The sequence below is a fragment of the Clostridium sp. LIBA-8841 genome, from assembly GCF_034439435.1.
In the GTDB taxonomy this organism is placed as follows: Bacteria; Bacillota; Clostridia; order Clostridiales; family Clostridiaceae; genus Sarcina.
Window position 1 is genome coordinate 37395 of the sequence record NZ_JAPCKJ010000003.1, and the last position, 17730, is coordinate 55124.

Below are 17730 nucleotides of genomic sequence, written 5' to 3' on the forward strand. Positions count from 1 at the left end.
TTCTAATATAAAACTATAAAATATTCTACTAAACAACCTATTTATTCTCATAAAGTTAAACTGTCTATAATCATAAAAAATCCCTTCAACACTTTTATCAAGTAAAGTATTGAAAGGATAAAATCCATATTCAGTATTACAATTTCCTTTAAGAATGAATTTATCCCTAAGAAAATAAATTCTGACTTAATTCTTATTTTAATCAGTTTTATTAATACTAAAATAGAACTGTAAGCCCCTCTTAATGAGCAGTTAGTATTGTATCAAAGGAATACAATCTCACTAAAGTTCCATTGCATAAGTTCAAGATACCAAATTAAAAATTTTGACTTTCACTTAAACTCTATTTCTTCTTATTTAGGCCTACAATCATTCCACCTAACATACCAAAACATATTCCATATGCAATGGCTATTGACCCAAATTTATTTATGAATATTGAACCTATTGCTACTCCAAAGCACATTCCAAGGCTCATTCCATTTGCCATGTTATTATCTTCTACAGTTTCTTTCTTTTCCACAGAGCTTGTACTACCACCATCAGTCCCATCGTCCCCTTTGCTAAGCTTTGCATGCTTCTTACTAGAAACATTTACAGCTATTGCAATAGCGACTGAGAGAACAACTAAAGGTAAAGCCACTAAAATAAAGTCTTTCATAAATTCACACCCCAATAATTTTTCACTTATTTATTTAAAATCTTACCATAAAAGTATTATTTGCTTGACTAAGCCCCATAAAACTTTAAGTACTTTTCAATATTTGATTTTATATATTCAACACTATGATTTCCAGGAAATACATGATTTTCAGCATCTATTCCTTTTTCTTTTAATACTTCATATAAAGCTAAACATCCTTCATAAAATCTTCCTTCATCCTTATGTCCAGCATCAAGATAAACTTTAATATTAGGAGAAACCTCGTTATTTTTTACAATATATATTGGATCATATTTTTCCCATATATCCATACTCTCAAAATAAGCCTTATCTTCCTCTTCAAGCTTTAATTCTAATGCTGGCATATGTCCTCCCACCTTTGAAAACATATTTTTATGTCTAAAAGCATTATGAAGAGCTATATATCCACCGGCTGATGCTCCTCCTATGTATTTTCCCTCTTTATCCTGTATAGTATTAAAGTTCTTATCTATTAAAGGTATAACTTCTTTTATAAAATAATCTTCATACATACCTAAGTTTATAACTCTATTTTTCTCTTTAGAATCAAATACTTCCTTATATTTTAAAGATGAATTTAATCCCCTACTATTTTCAATTCTTGGACATACAATTATCATAGGATTTATTTCTTTAGATTCAATCATTGAATCAGCTACTTCATTCATATTAATGTGAAATATTATATCCTCATTTCCACTTCTCCCATGAAAAAAATACAATACAGGTACCGCCTTGCCCTCACTATAACATTCAGGTAAATACACATTAACTGCCATTTCCTTGCATAATATCTCACTATAAAAATTTATTTTTTCTACTCTTGATTTATTCAATTTTCCCCACCTCATCTACGTTCTCTAAATTAAATGATAAATACTAGGAAGCACTTAAAACTAGGCGTATTTTTCTATTCCATATAGTTATTTATTAAATAATAACATCTATTTTTGCTTTCCTCTGCAACTGCAGAATTCACTTGAAGTGGTAACATTGAACCACCCTCAAATTCTTTCTTTATTGACTCTACTCTCTTCTCTTTTTGATTAATCCATTCCACTTCACTTTTTTCAAGCTCTTTAAACTTTTCAGTACTTAGATTTTGCTTTAAGAATTTATAAATTTTATTTAGTTCATCATCATAAAGTTTAGATTGTTCATAGCTTACAGAATTCATCTCTGCTTGCGTAACATTAGGATTATTATTGCACTTTTCACCTATTTCATCTGCTTTATTGTCCACCTCTTGCATCTTACTAAAATACTCAGATTTTGTTTTAGGTAATGCTGACTTTTCTTTTTTAGAATCAGTTCCTTTATTCTCATTACTCTTAGTATTCTTACTTTCATTAGAGTTTTCTGTTGCCTTGCTATCTTTATCACTCTTTGATGAATTGCTGTCTTTATCATTGTTAGCAGTATTTGCCTTATCTTCTGAATTCTCCTTATTTAAGCTATCTTTATTTTCAATATTATTTTCCTTAGAAGCACTGTTATCTTCCTTATTATTACTTTCTGCATTAGTAGCTTCCTTATTTTCTGTGCTGCTTGTAGTAGTACTTTCATCTGTAGGAGTTGTCTTATCTCCACATCCAATTAAAGTTCCTAAACTAATTAATACAGTAGCCAAACTAATTAAACAATATTTCTTTTTCATAACCTATCTCCTTTAAAGTGTATTGATAATTACAATACTTTATTTCCATACTTATCAAAGTTTTTCTTTAATGCTTTCTCTGTAAAAATTATTGGCAAAATCATAAAGACAAGCTGTACTGCACAAAGTACACCACCCCAAAGCCCTATGGTGTTTTCATCCTTTTTAAGTAAAAATAACATACCTATTATAGAAATAATTAATACTACATACCCCATTTTAACCCACAACTTACCAAAATAATGATGTGCAAAGTCCCAAGTATCCTTGTTTTTCATAGACATTGATGTTCTATATCCAAAAGTATTATTAATCTCTCTAGGTGCTTTTTCACTAAAATATTTCCCAAACCCAATCATTGTAATTGGAATTAGCAAGTCCATAATCATCATAAAAATCCAAAATCCCATTTCACACCTCCTATTTTAATTCCATTATACTCCATTAATTCAATATACTCTATAAATCCACCACTGAATGTCATATTATAGAAGCCCTTTGTATAATATATACTAAAATGTTTGGAGTGATAATTTACTATGAAAAAACTTAATAATTATATAAGCTTAGGCTTATTATTTAATTGTATCTTCTTATTAGGTAACTGCACCAACTTACTTCCTGAATTTATAAAAGGCTTCTGTGTATCTTTAGGCATTGCACTAATATTCGTAGGAATCTATTATGAAAAAAACTCTATTCCTAAATAAATCTCTATTTTAAAGTAATATTAACAAAAGGGGTACCTACAAAGAACAAGTTTGCATTACTACTGTTATTGATGGACAAAATAATTTAATTATAGAATTAGTATTTAAATGAGACTTACATCTGATAGACACATGATAACTGATTATATCCTTTTAGACATATGGTAAATGGCCCTGTACTTTGTGCTAATATTCATAAAACTTATATTGTACTTTCAAAAGATTTATCATTAAAACATGAACTTATAAAAAGAGGAAAACATAAATAAGGATCTTATCCTATTCAACCTATTAATGTTATCCATACCACTTTAAAGAAATGGATGAATAGCTTTAATGGTGTTACAACAAAATATATAAGTAATTATATTATTAAGTGGTTCAAATGACTTCAAATATTCCATAAAAACAAAGAGATACTAAAGGCTAAGAATCTTATTGGTCAAAACAATATAAGCCATTTATATATCACAATAAAAGATTTGAAAAATAGAAATCCAATCTATGCATATGGTATGTTATATTTTGTTAATTATGTTATAATAAGTGTTACTAAAAACTATAATCTAATGAACAATGGTAAATTATTGGGTAACTAATGAATGACTACAAAATATATTTTGTAGTATCAAAGGGAGGTATGAATAATGAAAATAGTTTTTATGGGAACTCCTGATTTTGCAGTTCCATCATTGAATAAAATGATAGAGAAATATAATGTAAGTGCGATTGTAACACAACCTGATAAACCAAGTGGAAGAGGAAAAAAGATAACAATCTCACCAGTTAAAGAGGTGGGACTATTGAATCAAATTCCAATTTTTCAACCTAAAAAAATAAGAACAGACTCTATAGTTATTGAGAAATTAAAAGAAATAAAACCTGATTTTATCATTGTTGTAGCATATGGTCAAATTATAACTAAGGAAATACTTGATATACCAAGACTGGGATGTATTTGTCTACATGCGTCTCTACTTCCAATGTATAGAGGATCATCACCAATAAATTGGAGTTTAATAAATGGGGAAATAAGAACTGGAAATACAACTATACTAATGGATACTGGTATAGATACAGGTGATATGCTTATGAAAAGTGAGTTTGACATACCTGAATCTATGACAGCAGGAGAATTATACAATTTATTAAAAACAAATGGTGCTGAACTCTTAGAGGAAACAATAGATGGAATTGCCTCAGGTAAAATTTCTGGAGTAAAGCAACCAAGTGATGGAAGTTCTTATGTACAGATGTTAAACAAGCAAATGGCAAAGATTAATTGGAATGATAGTAGTATTAACATACATAATTTAATAAGAGGATTAAGTTCTTGGCCATATAAAAATATAAACTCATGGCCAACTGCTCATACTTATTGTAAAGATATTCCAATTAAAATATTCAAATCCAAGTCATTAGAGTCAAATATTATTAAACCACCTGGTTATATTATAGAAGCAAATAATGACGGAATTGCAGTCGCCACCAATAACGGTATTCTGGTTATAGAAATATTACAGTTTCCAGGGGGAAAACCTCTTGAGGTAAAAGAATTTTTAAAAGGAAATAAAATAGAAAAAGGCGTTATATTAACATAATTAATTAATAGTCTATATAAAACTACAATATTATGATTATTACTTTATAATATTGGAATATTTAACGTTATAGATGTGAACAATCACACCTATAATTTTTATAAGACTATCTTTCAACACTATATTAAAACATAGCCAAATAAAAAGACTTCATAAAAGCTTGATATTACCTTAAGTTATAAGTAATATAAAATACTTATTTATCCTTAAAGTTCTTTTTGCTTAAATGTAGTCTTTTTATATTTAAATCTCTAAGCTTTCCTCTAAATAAATCTAAGCCTATCTCTTTTTATTTTTACTGCTTGTAGCTATAATACTGCAAAAAATAGCAACACCTATTGCAATCCAAATAGCAATATCCATTTAAAACTCCCTTCAATTCATCTCTATACTAAGAATTATTACTTTTCCTCTTCTGGAATATTTCCATATTGTCTTTCAGCAGTCCATTCAAAGTGAATTTCATCTTTTTCATCTTTAAATATTTGTATTTTCTCATTATATTCCCCAACTTTCTTCTCGAAAGTTTTATACTCATTGATAACCGCCATATTAGGAATAGCTTCATTTAACTCCTTATCTAAAGATGAATAATCATAGCTAGCTACCCCATAAACTGCATTCATTAAATCAGTTAAAAGTGGTGTTTTGCTTATATTAAATTGTTCTCCCTTTTTTAAAGCAAAATTTATTCTCGCCAGTTCTGATTTATCATCTTCTAATTTTGTATCTTTAAGACCAACATTAAAGTACAATCCAAATTTAAACCCTCTTAAAGGCTCATTAACTTCACTAGAAACTATACCTACTGCTGTTTCAATACTGTTAACTTGAAAATGAATATTATTCTTTTCAAAAATCTTCTCTATAGGAGAAAACTTACTTTTCATCTCTTCTAACCATTGACTTCCAGATTTACTAGCAACAACATCTACTTCCTTTTTAACTACTCCAGTATTAATAGGTTTTATTAAAAACTTAGGAAGAATAATTAAAATAATAACTACCATTGTTATAATAATATTTTTCAATTTCATATTTATTCAACTCCACCAATTAATTCTGATTCTATTCTTCCCCTATCAATCTCATAAACCTTATCACATAAAAGCTTTATATCCTCTGAATTATGACTAGCTAAAAGTATAGTTGAACCCTTTTTCTTCAAATCAAATATAAGATTTCTTATATCAGAAACTCCTTGTTTATCAAGCCCATTCATAGGTTCATCTAATATTATTAGACTTGGCTTTTCCATAATAGCTTGTGCTATACCAAGACGTTGCTTCATGCCTAATGAATACTTTTTAATAGCTCTCTTATCCTTTGGATCTAAATCAACTATCTCTAAAGCCCTCTTTATATCTTCATCATTGATTTTATTTTGAATACTAGCTAAATATTTTAAATTATCAAAACCACTTATATGTTCTAGAAACCCTGGATTTTCAATTAAAATCCCAATATTTTCAGGAAAATCCTGATCTTTGCCTATTACCTTTCCATTAACCTTAACAAATCCTGCTGTAGGTTTTATAAGTCCACATATAGCCTTAAACAACATTGATTTTCCTGATCCATTTCTTCCTATGAATCCATATATCTTCCCTTCTTTAATCTTAAGATTTATATTATCTAAAATATTCATCCCTTTTATTTCTTTTCTATAGTTTTCAAAATCTATAATATAATTTTCCATAATATCCACACCCAATCTTAAAATTCTATATTTCTTCTATATAAAAAATGTCCACCTATTAAGTTTAAAACCAAAAATATGCTTAAATATATTAAAGCAAAATTAAAAGTTAAGCAATTGTTTCCACTAATAAATATATCTTCCTTCATAAGCATAGCTGCATTTCCAATTAAATATTTACTATTACCTAAGCTAGTTACGTATGATAGGACAAGAACTCCCAAAATAGATGCATTAAACTTTCTTGTTAAAAATGATAAATTACTTGCTAGTAATATTAATCCATTAAAAAATAAAAAATTAAGCACAAAAGTTTTTAAAATTATACTCTTCAAACTCACACCTTTGACTAATGAATTAAATTCATTAGGACTTGTCCAGTAACTCGCACCTTTAAAAATTAAAGATACTAAAAAAGTTATAGTATAAATAGTTATCAAAAATATTAATACATTAAAAAATGTCCATATAACATTAGAGTAATACCAATTCTTATATTCGTTTACTCTATAAAAAACAAAAATTTTCTTATCCTGAAACTGCTTAGAAAGTACATATATCATAGGAAGGTAAACAATTAAAATTAGTCCAAACCAATTAATATAACTAAAGAAGTTTTTTCCCTCTTTTGTTCCACCTGTTAAAAATAAAAATAAATCTCCAGTAGAATAAGCTATATATTCTGAATTTCTTTGAAAGAAAGTTGCTCCATAAAAAGCTAGTAAAATTGAAAAAAAAAGAAAATAAGTTATTAATCTTAAATTCTCATATTTTATATTTAGGAAAAACATATTATACTTTTTCAACATCACACCTCCTAAAAGCAATAATGCCAATTAGAAACAATAAACATATTATACTTATAGCCACTATATTTTCTTGACCAACAGTTAATAACTTCATACCATCTAATATATTTAAAGATAAATTATTGCTATAAGTAAATTTATGACACCAAATAGTGCCTAAATATCCTGTAGAAATCAATTTCAAAAACACTATACTTCTTGCATTGATTATTATGTAAATAAAGCATATAGAAGTAACTATTATACTTTTCTTAAATATGTATAGTAAAACATCTCGTACTAAAACCAGAAAATAACTAGCTATTATAAACTCAAAAATAGATATAGCCATAGCTTTAATTGGAGTGTATTCCTTTATGAAGTTAGCAAAATACAAATATTTACTTAAAACATCTACATTTTTTTCATTTAATATAGCTTGACTCCATTCACTGCCAAAATTGCTATAATATATTCCTAATACAAACACACATGCTCCTATAGCTGTTATGTATAAAGTTATAATTAATAAGTTAGTTATTTGATTTCCTATAAAAATTTTAAACTTACTTTTGCATCTAACAAAAAGATACTTATTACTCTCTTGAAAATTAGCTATTGGTGCTGTTACTAAAAACATAATAGGTAGAATTAACCATGTAAGTAAAAATCCATTAGAAAATATTCTAAAGAAATAGTCCCATTGATTTATTCCCTTTCCTGATAAAACAAAATACTCTGAAACACTATCCATATATACTCTGCAAACTATTAAAATTGCTAAAAATGTTAGGATAATCACATTCTTTTTATAACACTTGATTAAATTATATTTTATTAAAGCTATCATTGAATTATCTTTCATACCTATATTCCTTTCTTGAAAAATAAAAGAATACAATTGAAAATATCAATATTATAACAAAAAGTTGTAAAAATACTTGTCCTACAGTTACCCCATCTACTAATAGCCCAAAATCTGTAGCAACCTTAGTTTTTAGAGGTAATGGAAAGTTTAAAATCTCTGTTATATAACTACTTACAAAATAAAAAATTCCTGGGAATAATAATACAATAATCTCATTATCAATTAATGTAGAAACTCCTAATGCTATAGTTGAATATGCAAAGCCTACACAAAATTCAATTAATATTACTAAAGCTACATACCCATAAGGATTCTTTATCATAAAGTCATAAGTTATTCCACCAAGAGCAAGATTAGTATCATTAATATTTCCACCAATAAAAATATTAGTAAAATAAAATACTATTGCTATTGGTAAAATTATAGAAAGCCCTCCTACAATTCCATTTATAAGAAATCTAGAAACTCTATACTTTAAATCAGACATTCTACAGTCAATAAATATATCAAATCCACTTTTTCTCTCTCTTAAAAAAGTTGCTCCATAAACAAAAGGAGCTACAATAGGAATAATTTTTGAATATACCAAAATTGTAGCTCCTGAAAAAATTGCAAATTGATTTAAAACACCACTTCTTGTTAGTTCATTGATATTCAAATCACTTAATTTAAAAGGATTTAAATTAGGTAACCATAAATATATTCCATACAAACTAATTAAAATCATAAATAAAATAAATAACCATATCTTTTTACTTTTAAAAACTTTAATTAAGTCATCTACTATCATTTAATTTCTCCTATCTTAAAATATAATAGCTAAAAGTAACTACTTTTAGCTATTATAAAGTATTTTATATTAATACCATCCAAAGCTTCCAACTGCATTTCTATAATTCTGAGTGTAATTTAAATTTTTTAAAGCTAAGTAATATGTAGAACCTACTTGCATTCTTTTATTCCAATAATATTCATAAACATCCGCTGCAGGTGCTCCCTGTCTTACAGTAACAGGTTCTGAATACGCATTATCAGCAGATTCTAAATCGCCATTAGGATTTGCCACTGCTCTCGCTGACATTGTATATGAATCTAAATCTTGAATTTTATCCAGTTTAACATATCCATACCAAGTATTTGACCACTCTTTAACATCCTTTAAATCTGCTGCATCCTTAGCTCTCCAATTACTATGTGGAGCTAATGCCATTAAAAATGATTTTGCTTGTGGTAAAGTACTCTTAGAAAAAACTCCTGTTAGTAACATTATTCCTAACATAACTTTAGCTATTTTTTTTTTATTCATTTTAATCCTCCTTAGTTCTTTTTTATAATAATAACATATTTTTACTGTTAAATAAATACTTTTTTTGAATTTTCTTTGAATAAAATCATACTTTATTAATATATAATTAAAATATTAATAAATATCCTGAAAAATAATATTTATATCCAGTGTTCTCTATTACAAAGTATCTCTATTTCTAAAAAAGAGACTAAAGTCAATATTCTATAAAAATCACCTAATAATAAGCTTATTTATGTTCCTATTCCTCTAATTAGTTATCTATTAAGCTGAATGCTTCTGGTTTATAATCACATTAATGCTATAATTGTACTAAAGAAAATTTTATTACTATGGGTTTATAAAAGATTTTATTGAGTAACTTTAGGAGGAAAAAAATATGGAATTAAAAGATATTTTAAATTCTGGTGAGATGTATAATGATCTCTCAGAAGATTGTGTTAAAGCAAGAGATTATGCAACTAAACTAACTAAAAAATATAATGAAAGCACTGATCAAGAAGAGAGAAACAATATATTAAATAATCTTCTAAACAAGTGTGGAAAAAACTCTCATTTTGAACCAAATTTTAGATGTGAGTATGGTTTTAATATTTCAATTGGAGATAATTTCTTTGCAAACTTTGATTGTATTATATTAGATTGTGCTCCTGTAAATATAGGAAATAATGTCTTATTCGGACCAAGAGTAGGAATCTATTGTGCAAACCATGCCATAGATCCAATAGAAAGACAAAATGGTGGATGCTATTCCAAAGCAGTTAATATAGGCAATAATGTATGGATAGGTGCTGGTGTTCATATAGTTCAAGGAGTAAACATTGGAGACAATAGCGTAATTGGAGCTGGAAGCGTTGTTCTATCAGATATCCCTCCTAATGTGGTAGCTGCTGGTAATCCATGCAGAGTAATTAGAGAAATCACAGAAAATGATAAGACTGGCTATATTAAATAATAAAAATGGGGTAAATATTATGAAAACAGATGTTAAAAGAGAACTTGTTTTAAAGGAAGATTTAATTGAAGGTTTTAAAAAATTAGGACTAAAAGAAGGTCAAAACATAATGGTTCATGCATCCCTTGGTAGCTTAGGCTTTGTTTGTGGTGGAGAACAAATCGTAATTGAATCCTTAATTGAGGCTGTTGGTGCCAATGGAACCTTAATGATGCCAACTCAAACTTGGAAAAACCTAGATCCTTCTTATGGAGTTCATTGGGAAGAAGATGAAGAATGGTACCAAGCTATAAGAGATAATTGGCCTGCCTATGATAAAAATATAACTCCAACAAACACTATGGGAAAAGTAGCCGAAATGTTTAGAAAATGGCCTAATGCAGAAAGAAGTAATCACCCTGTTAGATCTGTAGCAGCCTTAGGAGAAAATGCTGTCTATCTAACAAAAAACCATGACTTAGAAAACATATTTGGTAAGGATTCTCCTCTAGATAAACTATATGATTTAGATGGATATATCTTATTAATTGGTGTTGGATATGATAAAAACACCTCGCTCCATTTAGCAGATGCCCTAGCAGAATACCCATCAAAGCACTATGAAACCAACAGCAGTGCAATGATGGTAAATGGTAAAAGAGAATGGGTAACATACAGAACCCTATATGTAGATGGTGAGGATTTTGAAAAAATAGGTGAAGACTTTGAAAAGACCAATAAAGTTAACACCATAAAAATTGGAAATGCAACAATTAAATTCATGAAACAAAGGGATTTGGTTAACTATGCAATTAAGTGGATAGAAAAAAACAGGAAGTAATATAGCTTCCTGTTTTTTTATTATCCATAATCTCACAATAATTTTATTGAACATCTTTGAATTTTAGGTATTATTTAAAACCTAAACCAACAAAGAATATTATTATATTTCAAAAAACCTTCAGAATTACATTTTTATAAAACATTAACTTAAAGTTATTAAGTTAATCTATAATATTACTAATGCACTCCAACTCTCTTTATATATACTATTCAATTATAGAAATTATTTTATTTCTAATAAATAATCCCTAAACGGTGATTCTTCTTTATTGATTATAATCCACTCCTCTTTAAACTCATTAAAACATTCTTCTGATATTTTTTTAATTTTTTCACATAATTCAATAATATAGTTATCCCATCCATCAGACTTATAACATTTAATTACTTCTATTATGTCTTTTATATTATCCAAACTAATGATTCTTTCTAAATATCTACAGACGCTATATGAAAGACTTGAATTTGCTGGAATGTTTTTAATAACTTTTTTAAGATTTTTTACTATTATTTCATTTATAGAATCAAAATTAATCAAAACTATTATAGTATCTTCTATTAAATGAAATTCTGTCTCTTCCCATCTATGGCTCAATAATTTATCCCAAATCTCAATTATTTTTTCTTCATAAATTTTCTCATTATAACTAGAATCTAACTTTTTGCACGAATTTTTAAGATTAAATATTCTAACTATGGTATTTCTATCTAAATTGTATTTATTATTTATAATATCTAAATCTGATTCACTATATCCTAATAAGAATGCTAAAATATAATATTCTATTATGTTAGATCTCATACTTTCATCATTAATTTCATTATCAAAAACATGTAAAATAGTTGATTTCAACAAATTATATCTTTCTTCATCAATAACTCTGCAATATGCAAAACCACTTAAAAACATCTCTTTATCAATATCTTTCTCCATATTTGTTATAATATTTTCAGTAAAATCTTTATCGATTGCTATAAAGCTATACAACTTTTCACCTAAAAATATATAAAACTCTTTCGGAGATTTCTCTTTTCTATTTAGTATTAATTCCTCTATATATTCTTTTTCTTCACTAAAATCCTTTAATTTAAATGAAAATACTATTTCTAGCTCTAAAATACCTCTATGGATTGAATTTATAAAGCTTGTAAAATTATCATTTTTTCCAGCCAATATCTTTCTAAAATCATCTACATTAGAAATTTTAATCTCTAATTTATCTATAATTCTTTTATATATAAGCTTAATTTCTTTCTTATTGATGTCTATTTTATTTAAAATAGTTGTTAACACTGAACATATTTTCCCTACTAAGTGTTTTTTACTTATAGAATGTTTATTCGGTTCTTCATATATATTATCTAAATTTTCTAAATAATTATCTATTAGTATTAAAATATTCTCATAATAAAGTGAAAAATCATTACTATTCTTTTCAATTATTTTATTTAAATTATTAAAAATATAATACATCCATTCATAATTTTTAATATTATTAAGTAAATTTATATTACTCATAAATAAATCTACATTTCTTTTTAAACACTCAATAAATAATTTAACATCCTCTTCCAAATCATATTCAATCAAAAAATCTTTATGCTTCTTCTCCTTATATTCATTCATATATCTAACCCAATCATTTAAATTCATAGATTTAGATTCATCACTGTTAATTGAAGCTATCTTTTTTACCCATCCCCCTTCACACTTTCCTATTATTGGTGTCAATTCATAATCATGTTTCATTTTGATTTTTAAACTTTCAAGCTCTTTTTTTATAGTTTTAAAATTACTTAATTCTTTAAATCTCTTATATCTCCATTCTTTTATATATTCTTCATCTTTTTCTTCATCAATATAAACAAAATATTTTCCCTTGTTTATCATACCTAGTAAATTTCCTTCTTTAATTTCCTCAAGATTGTTATAACTATTTAATAATCTAAAAACCTCTTTTATCTCTCCTGAAAATTCACTATTTCTAATCATATATTCTAAATCAAAGCTTTTCTCATTAACTTTTCTAATTAAATATTCAAACATATTATTTTTCACCAAAAAGTATAATGATAACTTTTTAAGGAAATATACTTCATTTTCAAATAATTTATCTATTAAATAATTGCCAATATTATGTGATTTCGAAATATTAAACAAAATTTCTATTTTTTTATCATTCATTAAGTAATCATCATCAAAAACTGATGAATATGAATAATAATTTAATAAACTTGAAACTATTTTTTTAAGATCATCTTTATCAGTAGGCTCTATTATATCTTTTATATCATCTATCTGATCATATATATTTTTTAAACCTACAAATTTTATTACAAAATTTGTACTTTCATTAATTTTAGATTTAATAAATAACTCCTTATTTTTTAAACTTATTTTAAATTTCTCATTTTCACCTTCATTCTTTATATAAATAGTTTCATATTCTTCAATAAAATTATCTATAAATTCTAAATTATTAGTTTCTAATAAATATCTCATTAGTCTATCATTGTATAAAACTCTACACTCAGTAAATCTATCCTTAAACATCTGCTTAACTATTAACTTCAATATTATTTTATCGTTCTCTTTAAAAAAGTTAAATATAGAAAATTCTTCAAAGCTTCTTAAAAAAGTATCTACTAAAACCTCAATAAATCTAGTGTTTTTTGTTTTTTCTAATAAGACTTTAAGACTAAAATTATTTATTTTCTTATTATATTTAGCTATAAATATAATAAACTCATATATTGATACATTATTCATGCTACTTTCTAAGCTTAAATTATATAAATTTTCTATATCTTCATCTTTTATTTCATTTATCTTGTTGTAAATACTATTTGTATACCTTAATATTGCAAGTATATTGGTACTTTCAGAATTAAAATAATTGCTTTTTGATATATCCTCATAATATTCAAAATTTCCATTTATTTTTTTGAAAAAATCTGATTGTAAATCCTTATAAAATGTTAACTTTTTTAATAATTCTGTTAAGTCACTTGCTTTTAATTTATCATTTTTATCAGTTCTAGACATCTTTTATATCCTTCCTTTTTTTCTTCGATATCATTTTTTATTTCCTTAATCAATCTAACAGTATTAGTAATTTCATTATATCCCATCTTCGATTTACTATATGTACAAAGCTTAATACAATAATTATCTTCATAATATCTGCTTAAAAAGTCCAATTTCTCAATTTCATAATCAAAGGAATCAAGAATAAGTATCCTCTGTTTATCTGTTTTATCTAACTTATTTTTCTCACCTTCAAATAAATAATTGAGAATTTCTAACTCCTGTAAACTATAACCTAAAAAAATAACATTATATTCTTCAAATATTTTTTTTAAGAAATTTTTATATACATTTTCTCCACTCCAATATCTTACAATATAATCTTCATTAGAAACTATCATGGTACTAATTTCATTTATACTTCCATGAATATGAAATACTTGTCCTGATTTTATTATACTTGGATTACTATCTACTAACTTAAAATCTTTTTCACTATAAAAAACTTTATTTACACTTCTTTTAGAATCACTACTAATAATCTCATTATTATCTTCAGCTAAAATATCCAATATGTCATCATAATTTGTTGTTACATTTATCATATTTAAATCATAAATCTGCTTAAAAATTTCATTTTCAGCTTTTATTCGTTTTATTCTGTTTACTTTTTCCCTAAAATTAACAATTGATTTAAAATCTTTATTAGATGCCTCTGAAAGTTTATCAATATTAGCAATAGCATCAAACTCATTTTCATTATAAGAAATTTTAAAAATCTCTTCATACATTTTGTTTGCTCTTTCCTTTAGATTATTATCCTTATTTATATTATGTTTAGCCATAGATATTACTGTTCTAAAATTTTCTTTTTTTAATAATTCGTAAGTTTCGAAATTAATCTTATTATTATCTTTTAAAATATCTAAATGCATATATGCAAATTCTTCCCAAGTTGGTAACCCTAAATTTTTAGAAAATCCAGATCCTATAAAAATTACTTTTTCACTTTTATCATCATCAAAAAATTCACTTAAACATCTTTTAAATTTTTCTTTCAAAACTATTCACCTCTTATAATAAATTAAAAAATAACGAGCAAACCTATAGCTAATTATATAATATATTGTATATTTTTTAAATTTATAAAGAATTTTAACATTAATTTTAGTTATATCAAAAAAGAATATATGTTACTTAAGCATATATTCTTTCTTTAATACATCAAATTTTCCTAACTAACTAATATCAAGCTGTATCTTGACCAATATATTATAAAAATTCCTCTTAACTTCTTTCCTTACATAGAATATTATTCTTAAAATAACTACTATTTAATAATTTTTTATCTCATAAAGGCTTACCATACAAAATAAAATTAAGTAAATAGATATAATCCAGTACCCACTTTTGATTTTATTTAAATAATCATCTAATATTATTATTGAAAACAAAGTTACTAAAATTTTGACCACTAACTCTGGCATAAAGAGAATACAAACCTTAATGTTAATAATTAAAATTTGATCAACTCCTAAAGTAATTAGTAACATTAAAGTTCAAAAAATTCAAAACCATCCAATAAATATATTCCCATAGAATTTTTTCTTTAATTTTAATACATTCCTTTCCCTCGCATTATTAAAATAAGAACTAATATTAAGCTATATCTTGCCTTATCAGAGAAGAAAAAGAATATCAAACTTAATATGGTGTATCTTAAAGCCAACTTCTTATTATATTTAAAGTAAATAATGCTGAGTATGAATATAATTAAATTTAAAATCATTAAGCAATCTATTATTAAATTTAAATTCTCATATAGTGTTGTGAAATTAAAGAATATAAATGCTGTACAAATAAACTCTATTATTAATCCCATGAATATTACTCTATCCATGTTTATTTCAATATTAGATTTTTCCCTTACTACCTTCTCCATAATAGATCCTCCCCTTACTTTCTTTTAACAACCTTCATTCTATGTGAAGCCTCACTGCCTAACTCTATGCTTCCCTTTTGCTCTAGGGTATTTTCATCATATATAAATAACTTTGAATCCTTAGTTAACACAAACACATAGCCATCAAGATTTTCTATATAGCTTATATTCTTTACATCATCAACTAACTTTTCAAACTCAAGTGTCTCCTTATTAAAAAGAAGGAATCCATTATTTTCATTATGAACTTTTCCATTTAATATATACTCATACTTCTCATTTCCATAGAAGTTGCTATTCATGTCATAAGGGACCTCTTTTCTCTCTTTGATTTCTCCTTGATTATCCATAAGAATAACTTCATTTTTATCTAAATCTCCATTTTCTTTAAAGGTTAAATTACTAAAGATTACATTGTTCCCCTTAGAATCCTGACATAGGGCATTAACCACATTACCTATGGCCTCTTTACTAACTACTCTTCCCTCTAATGTCTTTCTATTTATGGCATATAAACTTCTGTCTTGTGCATCTTTAAATCCTAACTTATTAGCACCTTCTAAGCTTAGAATTATCTCTTCCTCTCCAACATAATAATCCCTAATATATCCCTTTAAATAAAGTTCATTAATTGTCTCTTTACTATTACTATCAATTACTTTAAGCTTTAACCCTGGAGAATCCTCTGGTTGAATAGTAACATTCTGCTCAAGAAAAATCCTATTATTTTCACCATCACTTATTATGGTCTGTGGATCTCTTATATCATCAAACTCTATTTCATCCTCTAGCTTACCCTTATTAAAAATTAAAAGTCTATTTGCTCTTTCATAATTTTCTATATCCCTTGAATAAGGAACATATATTTTCCCCTCTGAATCCTTCTCAATAAAGAAAAGATTAGCCGAAGCATACTTTACATTGATATTATCTATCTTTGAGTATTGAATATTATCTTTCTCAATATCCTCAATTTGAAGAAGCATTAATCCATTACTATCTGTTATATAGATATCATATAATGAGTCCTCAGAATAACTTTTCTCAATATTTCCTTTACTTATAATAATTCCTACCTGCCGCTTAACACTTGGCCCTATAGCAATTAAAAACACTATTATAAGCGCTGCTATAAATACTTCCTTTTTATGTTTCATAATTCCCCCTTAATTCTCTCTCCCTATTATTTCTTTACAAGGTCTTATAATACTCTCAGATAAAAAAGATAAATTAAGTAACTTATTAAATTCAATAACCATCCTGATTCATCTAAGAGCTGATACGTACATATTACCATTTATTTTATAAATTTACTATATTTTCAATTAATTTGACATAAATTTTATAAGGAACATTTTTTTCTTAAACCAACACTGATTTAAAACATAACCAATACTCTTAATAATATGTAATAAAGGAGATTTTATGAAAAGAAATATAAATAAAAGCTTTGAAACTCTATGTGCCATCTTTATACTTTTCTCTCTGCTACTTTTTAAAAATGCACTTTTAATAATGTTTTTATCCTTAGCACTTCTTATCTTTGGATTAGTTAGCTTATTTAAAAATAACTCAGTTAAAATGAAATCTTAAAAAACACAAAACAAGGGTATATATCAAGACCACTTAAAATAAAACTTATAAATAGTATGAAGAAACTCTTCTAGCT

Annotated in this window: 18 protein-coding genes and 1 pseudogene; 5 read left to right on the top strand and 14 right to left on the bottom strand. The window is 25.9% G+C overall.

Annotated features, from left to right (window positions below; translation table 11 throughout):
- Positions 1 to 343 precede the first annotated feature (343 nt).
- From OIF33_RS08700 to OIF33_RS08715, 4 genes are all read right to left on the bottom strand, one after another.
- Positions 344 to 661: a hypothetical protein gene (locus tag OIF33_RS08700; protein ID WP_322503855.1), complete on the bottom strand. Its 318-nt coding sequence runs from the start codon at positions 659 to 661 to the stop codon at positions 344 to 346.
- 68 nt (positions 662 to 729) lie between these two features.
- Entirely contained in the window at positions 730 to 1521 is a 792-nt protein-coding gene (locus tag OIF33_RS08705; RefSeq protein WP_322503856.1) for an alpha/beta hydrolase, read from the bottom strand.
- A 74-nt stretch (positions 1522 to 1595) separates the two neighbouring features.
- Positions 1596 to 2342, bottom strand: a complete 747-nt coding sequence (locus OIF33_RS08710; RefSeq protein WP_322503857.1) for a lysozyme inhibitor LprI family protein — start codon at positions 2340 to 2342, stop codon at positions 1596 to 1598.
- 29 nt (positions 2343 to 2371) lie between these two features.
- Complete coding sequence (locus OIF33_RS08715) at positions 2372 to 2752, bottom strand: SdpI family protein (RefSeq protein WP_322503858.1); 381 nt, start codon at positions 2750 to 2752, stop codon at positions 2372 to 2374.
- 319 nt (positions 2753 to 3071) lie between these two features.
- Here OIF33_RS08715 and OIF33_RS08720 point away from each other — a divergent pair.
- Both OIF33_RS08720 and fmt read left to right on the top strand, forming a co-directional pair.
- Positions 3072 to 3558: pseudogene (locus OIF33_RS08720) on the top strand (IS1595 family transposase); the annotation flags it as partial.
- Positions 3559 to 3699: 141 nt separating this feature from the next.
- Complete coding sequence (gene fmt / locus OIF33_RS08725) at positions 3700 to 4653, top strand: methionyl-tRNA formyltransferase (protein WP_322503859.1); 954 nt, start codon at positions 3700 to 3702, stop codon at positions 4651 to 4653.
- A gap of 401 nt (positions 4654 to 5054) precedes the next feature.
- Here fmt and OIF33_RS08730 read toward each other — a convergent pair whose 3' ends face one another.
- The 6 genes from OIF33_RS08730 to OIF33_RS08755 all read right to left on the bottom strand — a co-directional run bounded on the left by OIF33_RS08730 (position 5055) and on the right by OIF33_RS08755 (position 9314).
- Positions 5055 to 5690 carry a hypothetical protein gene (locus OIF33_RS08730; RefSeq protein ID WP_322503860.1) on the bottom strand — a complete coding sequence of 212 codons (636 nt, stop codon included), beginning with the start codon at positions 5688 to 5690 and terminating at the stop codon, positions 5055 to 5057.
- A 2-nt stretch (positions 5691 to 5692) separates the two neighbouring features.
- Positions 5693 to 6352, bottom strand: a complete 660-nt coding sequence (locus tag OIF33_RS08735; RefSeq protein WP_322503861.1) for an ATP-binding cassette domain-containing protein — start codon at positions 6350 to 6352, stop codon at positions 5693 to 5695.
- 17 nt (positions 6353 to 6369) lie between these two features.
- Positions 6370 to 7158, bottom strand: a complete 789-nt coding sequence (locus tag OIF33_RS08740) for a hypothetical protein (protein WP_322503862.1) — start codon at positions 7156 to 7158, stop codon at positions 6370 to 6372.
- A complete protein-coding gene (locus tag OIF33_RS08745; protein ID WP_322503863.1) occupies positions 7145 to 8005 on the bottom strand; it encodes a hypothetical protein in 861 nt (286 codons plus the stop codon). Before OIF33_RS08745 ends, OIF33_RS08740 begins: the two co-directional genes overlap by 14 nt.
- On the bottom strand, positions 7995 to 8798 hold the full coding sequence (locus OIF33_RS08750) for a hypothetical protein (protein ID WP_322503864.1): 804 nt from the start codon (positions 8796 to 8798) through the stop codon (positions 7995 to 7997). The genes OIF33_RS08745 and OIF33_RS08750 overlap by 11 nt, the downstream gene beginning before the upstream one ends.
- Before the next feature lie 69 nt (positions 8799 to 8867).
- A complete protein-coding gene (locus OIF33_RS08755; RefSeq protein ID WP_322503865.1) occupies positions 8868 to 9314 on the bottom strand; it encodes a hypothetical protein in 447 nt (148 codons plus the stop codon).
- Between the two features lie 379 nt (positions 9315 to 9693).
- Between OIF33_RS08755 and OIF33_RS08760 the strand changes: the two genes are divergently transcribed.
- Positions 9694 to 10269, top strand: coding sequence for a sugar O-acetyltransferase (locus tag OIF33_RS08760; protein ID WP_322503866.1), 576 nt, complete (start codon positions 9694 to 9696; stop codon positions 10267 to 10269).
- A 19-nt stretch (positions 10270 to 10288) separates the two neighbouring features.
- Complete coding sequence (locus tag OIF33_RS08765; RefSeq protein WP_322503867.1) at positions 10289 to 11089, top strand: AAC(3) family N-acetyltransferase; 801 nt, start codon at positions 10289 to 10291, stop codon at positions 11087 to 11089.
- A 225-nt stretch (positions 11090 to 11314) separates the two neighbouring features.
- On the opposite strand, the gene OIF33_RS08770 is transcribed toward OIF33_RS08765, so the two are convergent.
- The 4 genes from OIF33_RS08770 to OIF33_RS08785 form a co-directional block, all read right to left on the bottom strand.
- Positions 11315 to 14137 carry a hypothetical protein gene (locus OIF33_RS08770; RefSeq protein WP_322503868.1) on the bottom strand — a complete coding sequence of 941 codons (2823 nt, stop codon included), beginning with the start codon at positions 14135 to 14137 and terminating at the stop codon, positions 11315 to 11317.
- Positions 14107 to 15180, bottom strand: coding sequence for an SIR2 family protein (locus OIF33_RS08775; protein WP_322503869.1), 1074 nt, complete (start codon positions 15178 to 15180; stop codon positions 14107 to 14109). The genes OIF33_RS08770 and OIF33_RS08775 overlap by 31 nt, the downstream gene beginning before the upstream one ends.
- A 554-nt stretch (positions 15181 to 15734) precedes the next feature.
- Entirely contained in the window at positions 15735 to 16061 is a 327-nt protein-coding gene (locus OIF33_RS08780; protein WP_322503870.1) for a hypothetical protein, read from the bottom strand.
- Positions 16062 to 16075: 14 nt separating this feature from the next.
- Positions 16076 to 17218 (bottom strand): hypothetical protein, encoded by a 1143-nt coding sequence (locus OIF33_RS08785; RefSeq protein ID WP_322503871.1) that lies wholly within the window; start codon positions 17216 to 17218, stop codon positions 16076 to 16078.
- Between the two features lie 268 nt (positions 17219 to 17486).
- Here OIF33_RS08785 and OIF33_RS08790 point away from each other — a divergent pair, with 268 nt between their 5' ends.
- A complete protein-coding gene (locus tag OIF33_RS08790; RefSeq protein WP_322503872.1) occupies positions 17487 to 17654 on the top strand; it encodes a hypothetical protein in 168 nt (55 codons plus the stop codon).
- Positions 17655 to 17730 lie beyond the last annotated feature (76 nt).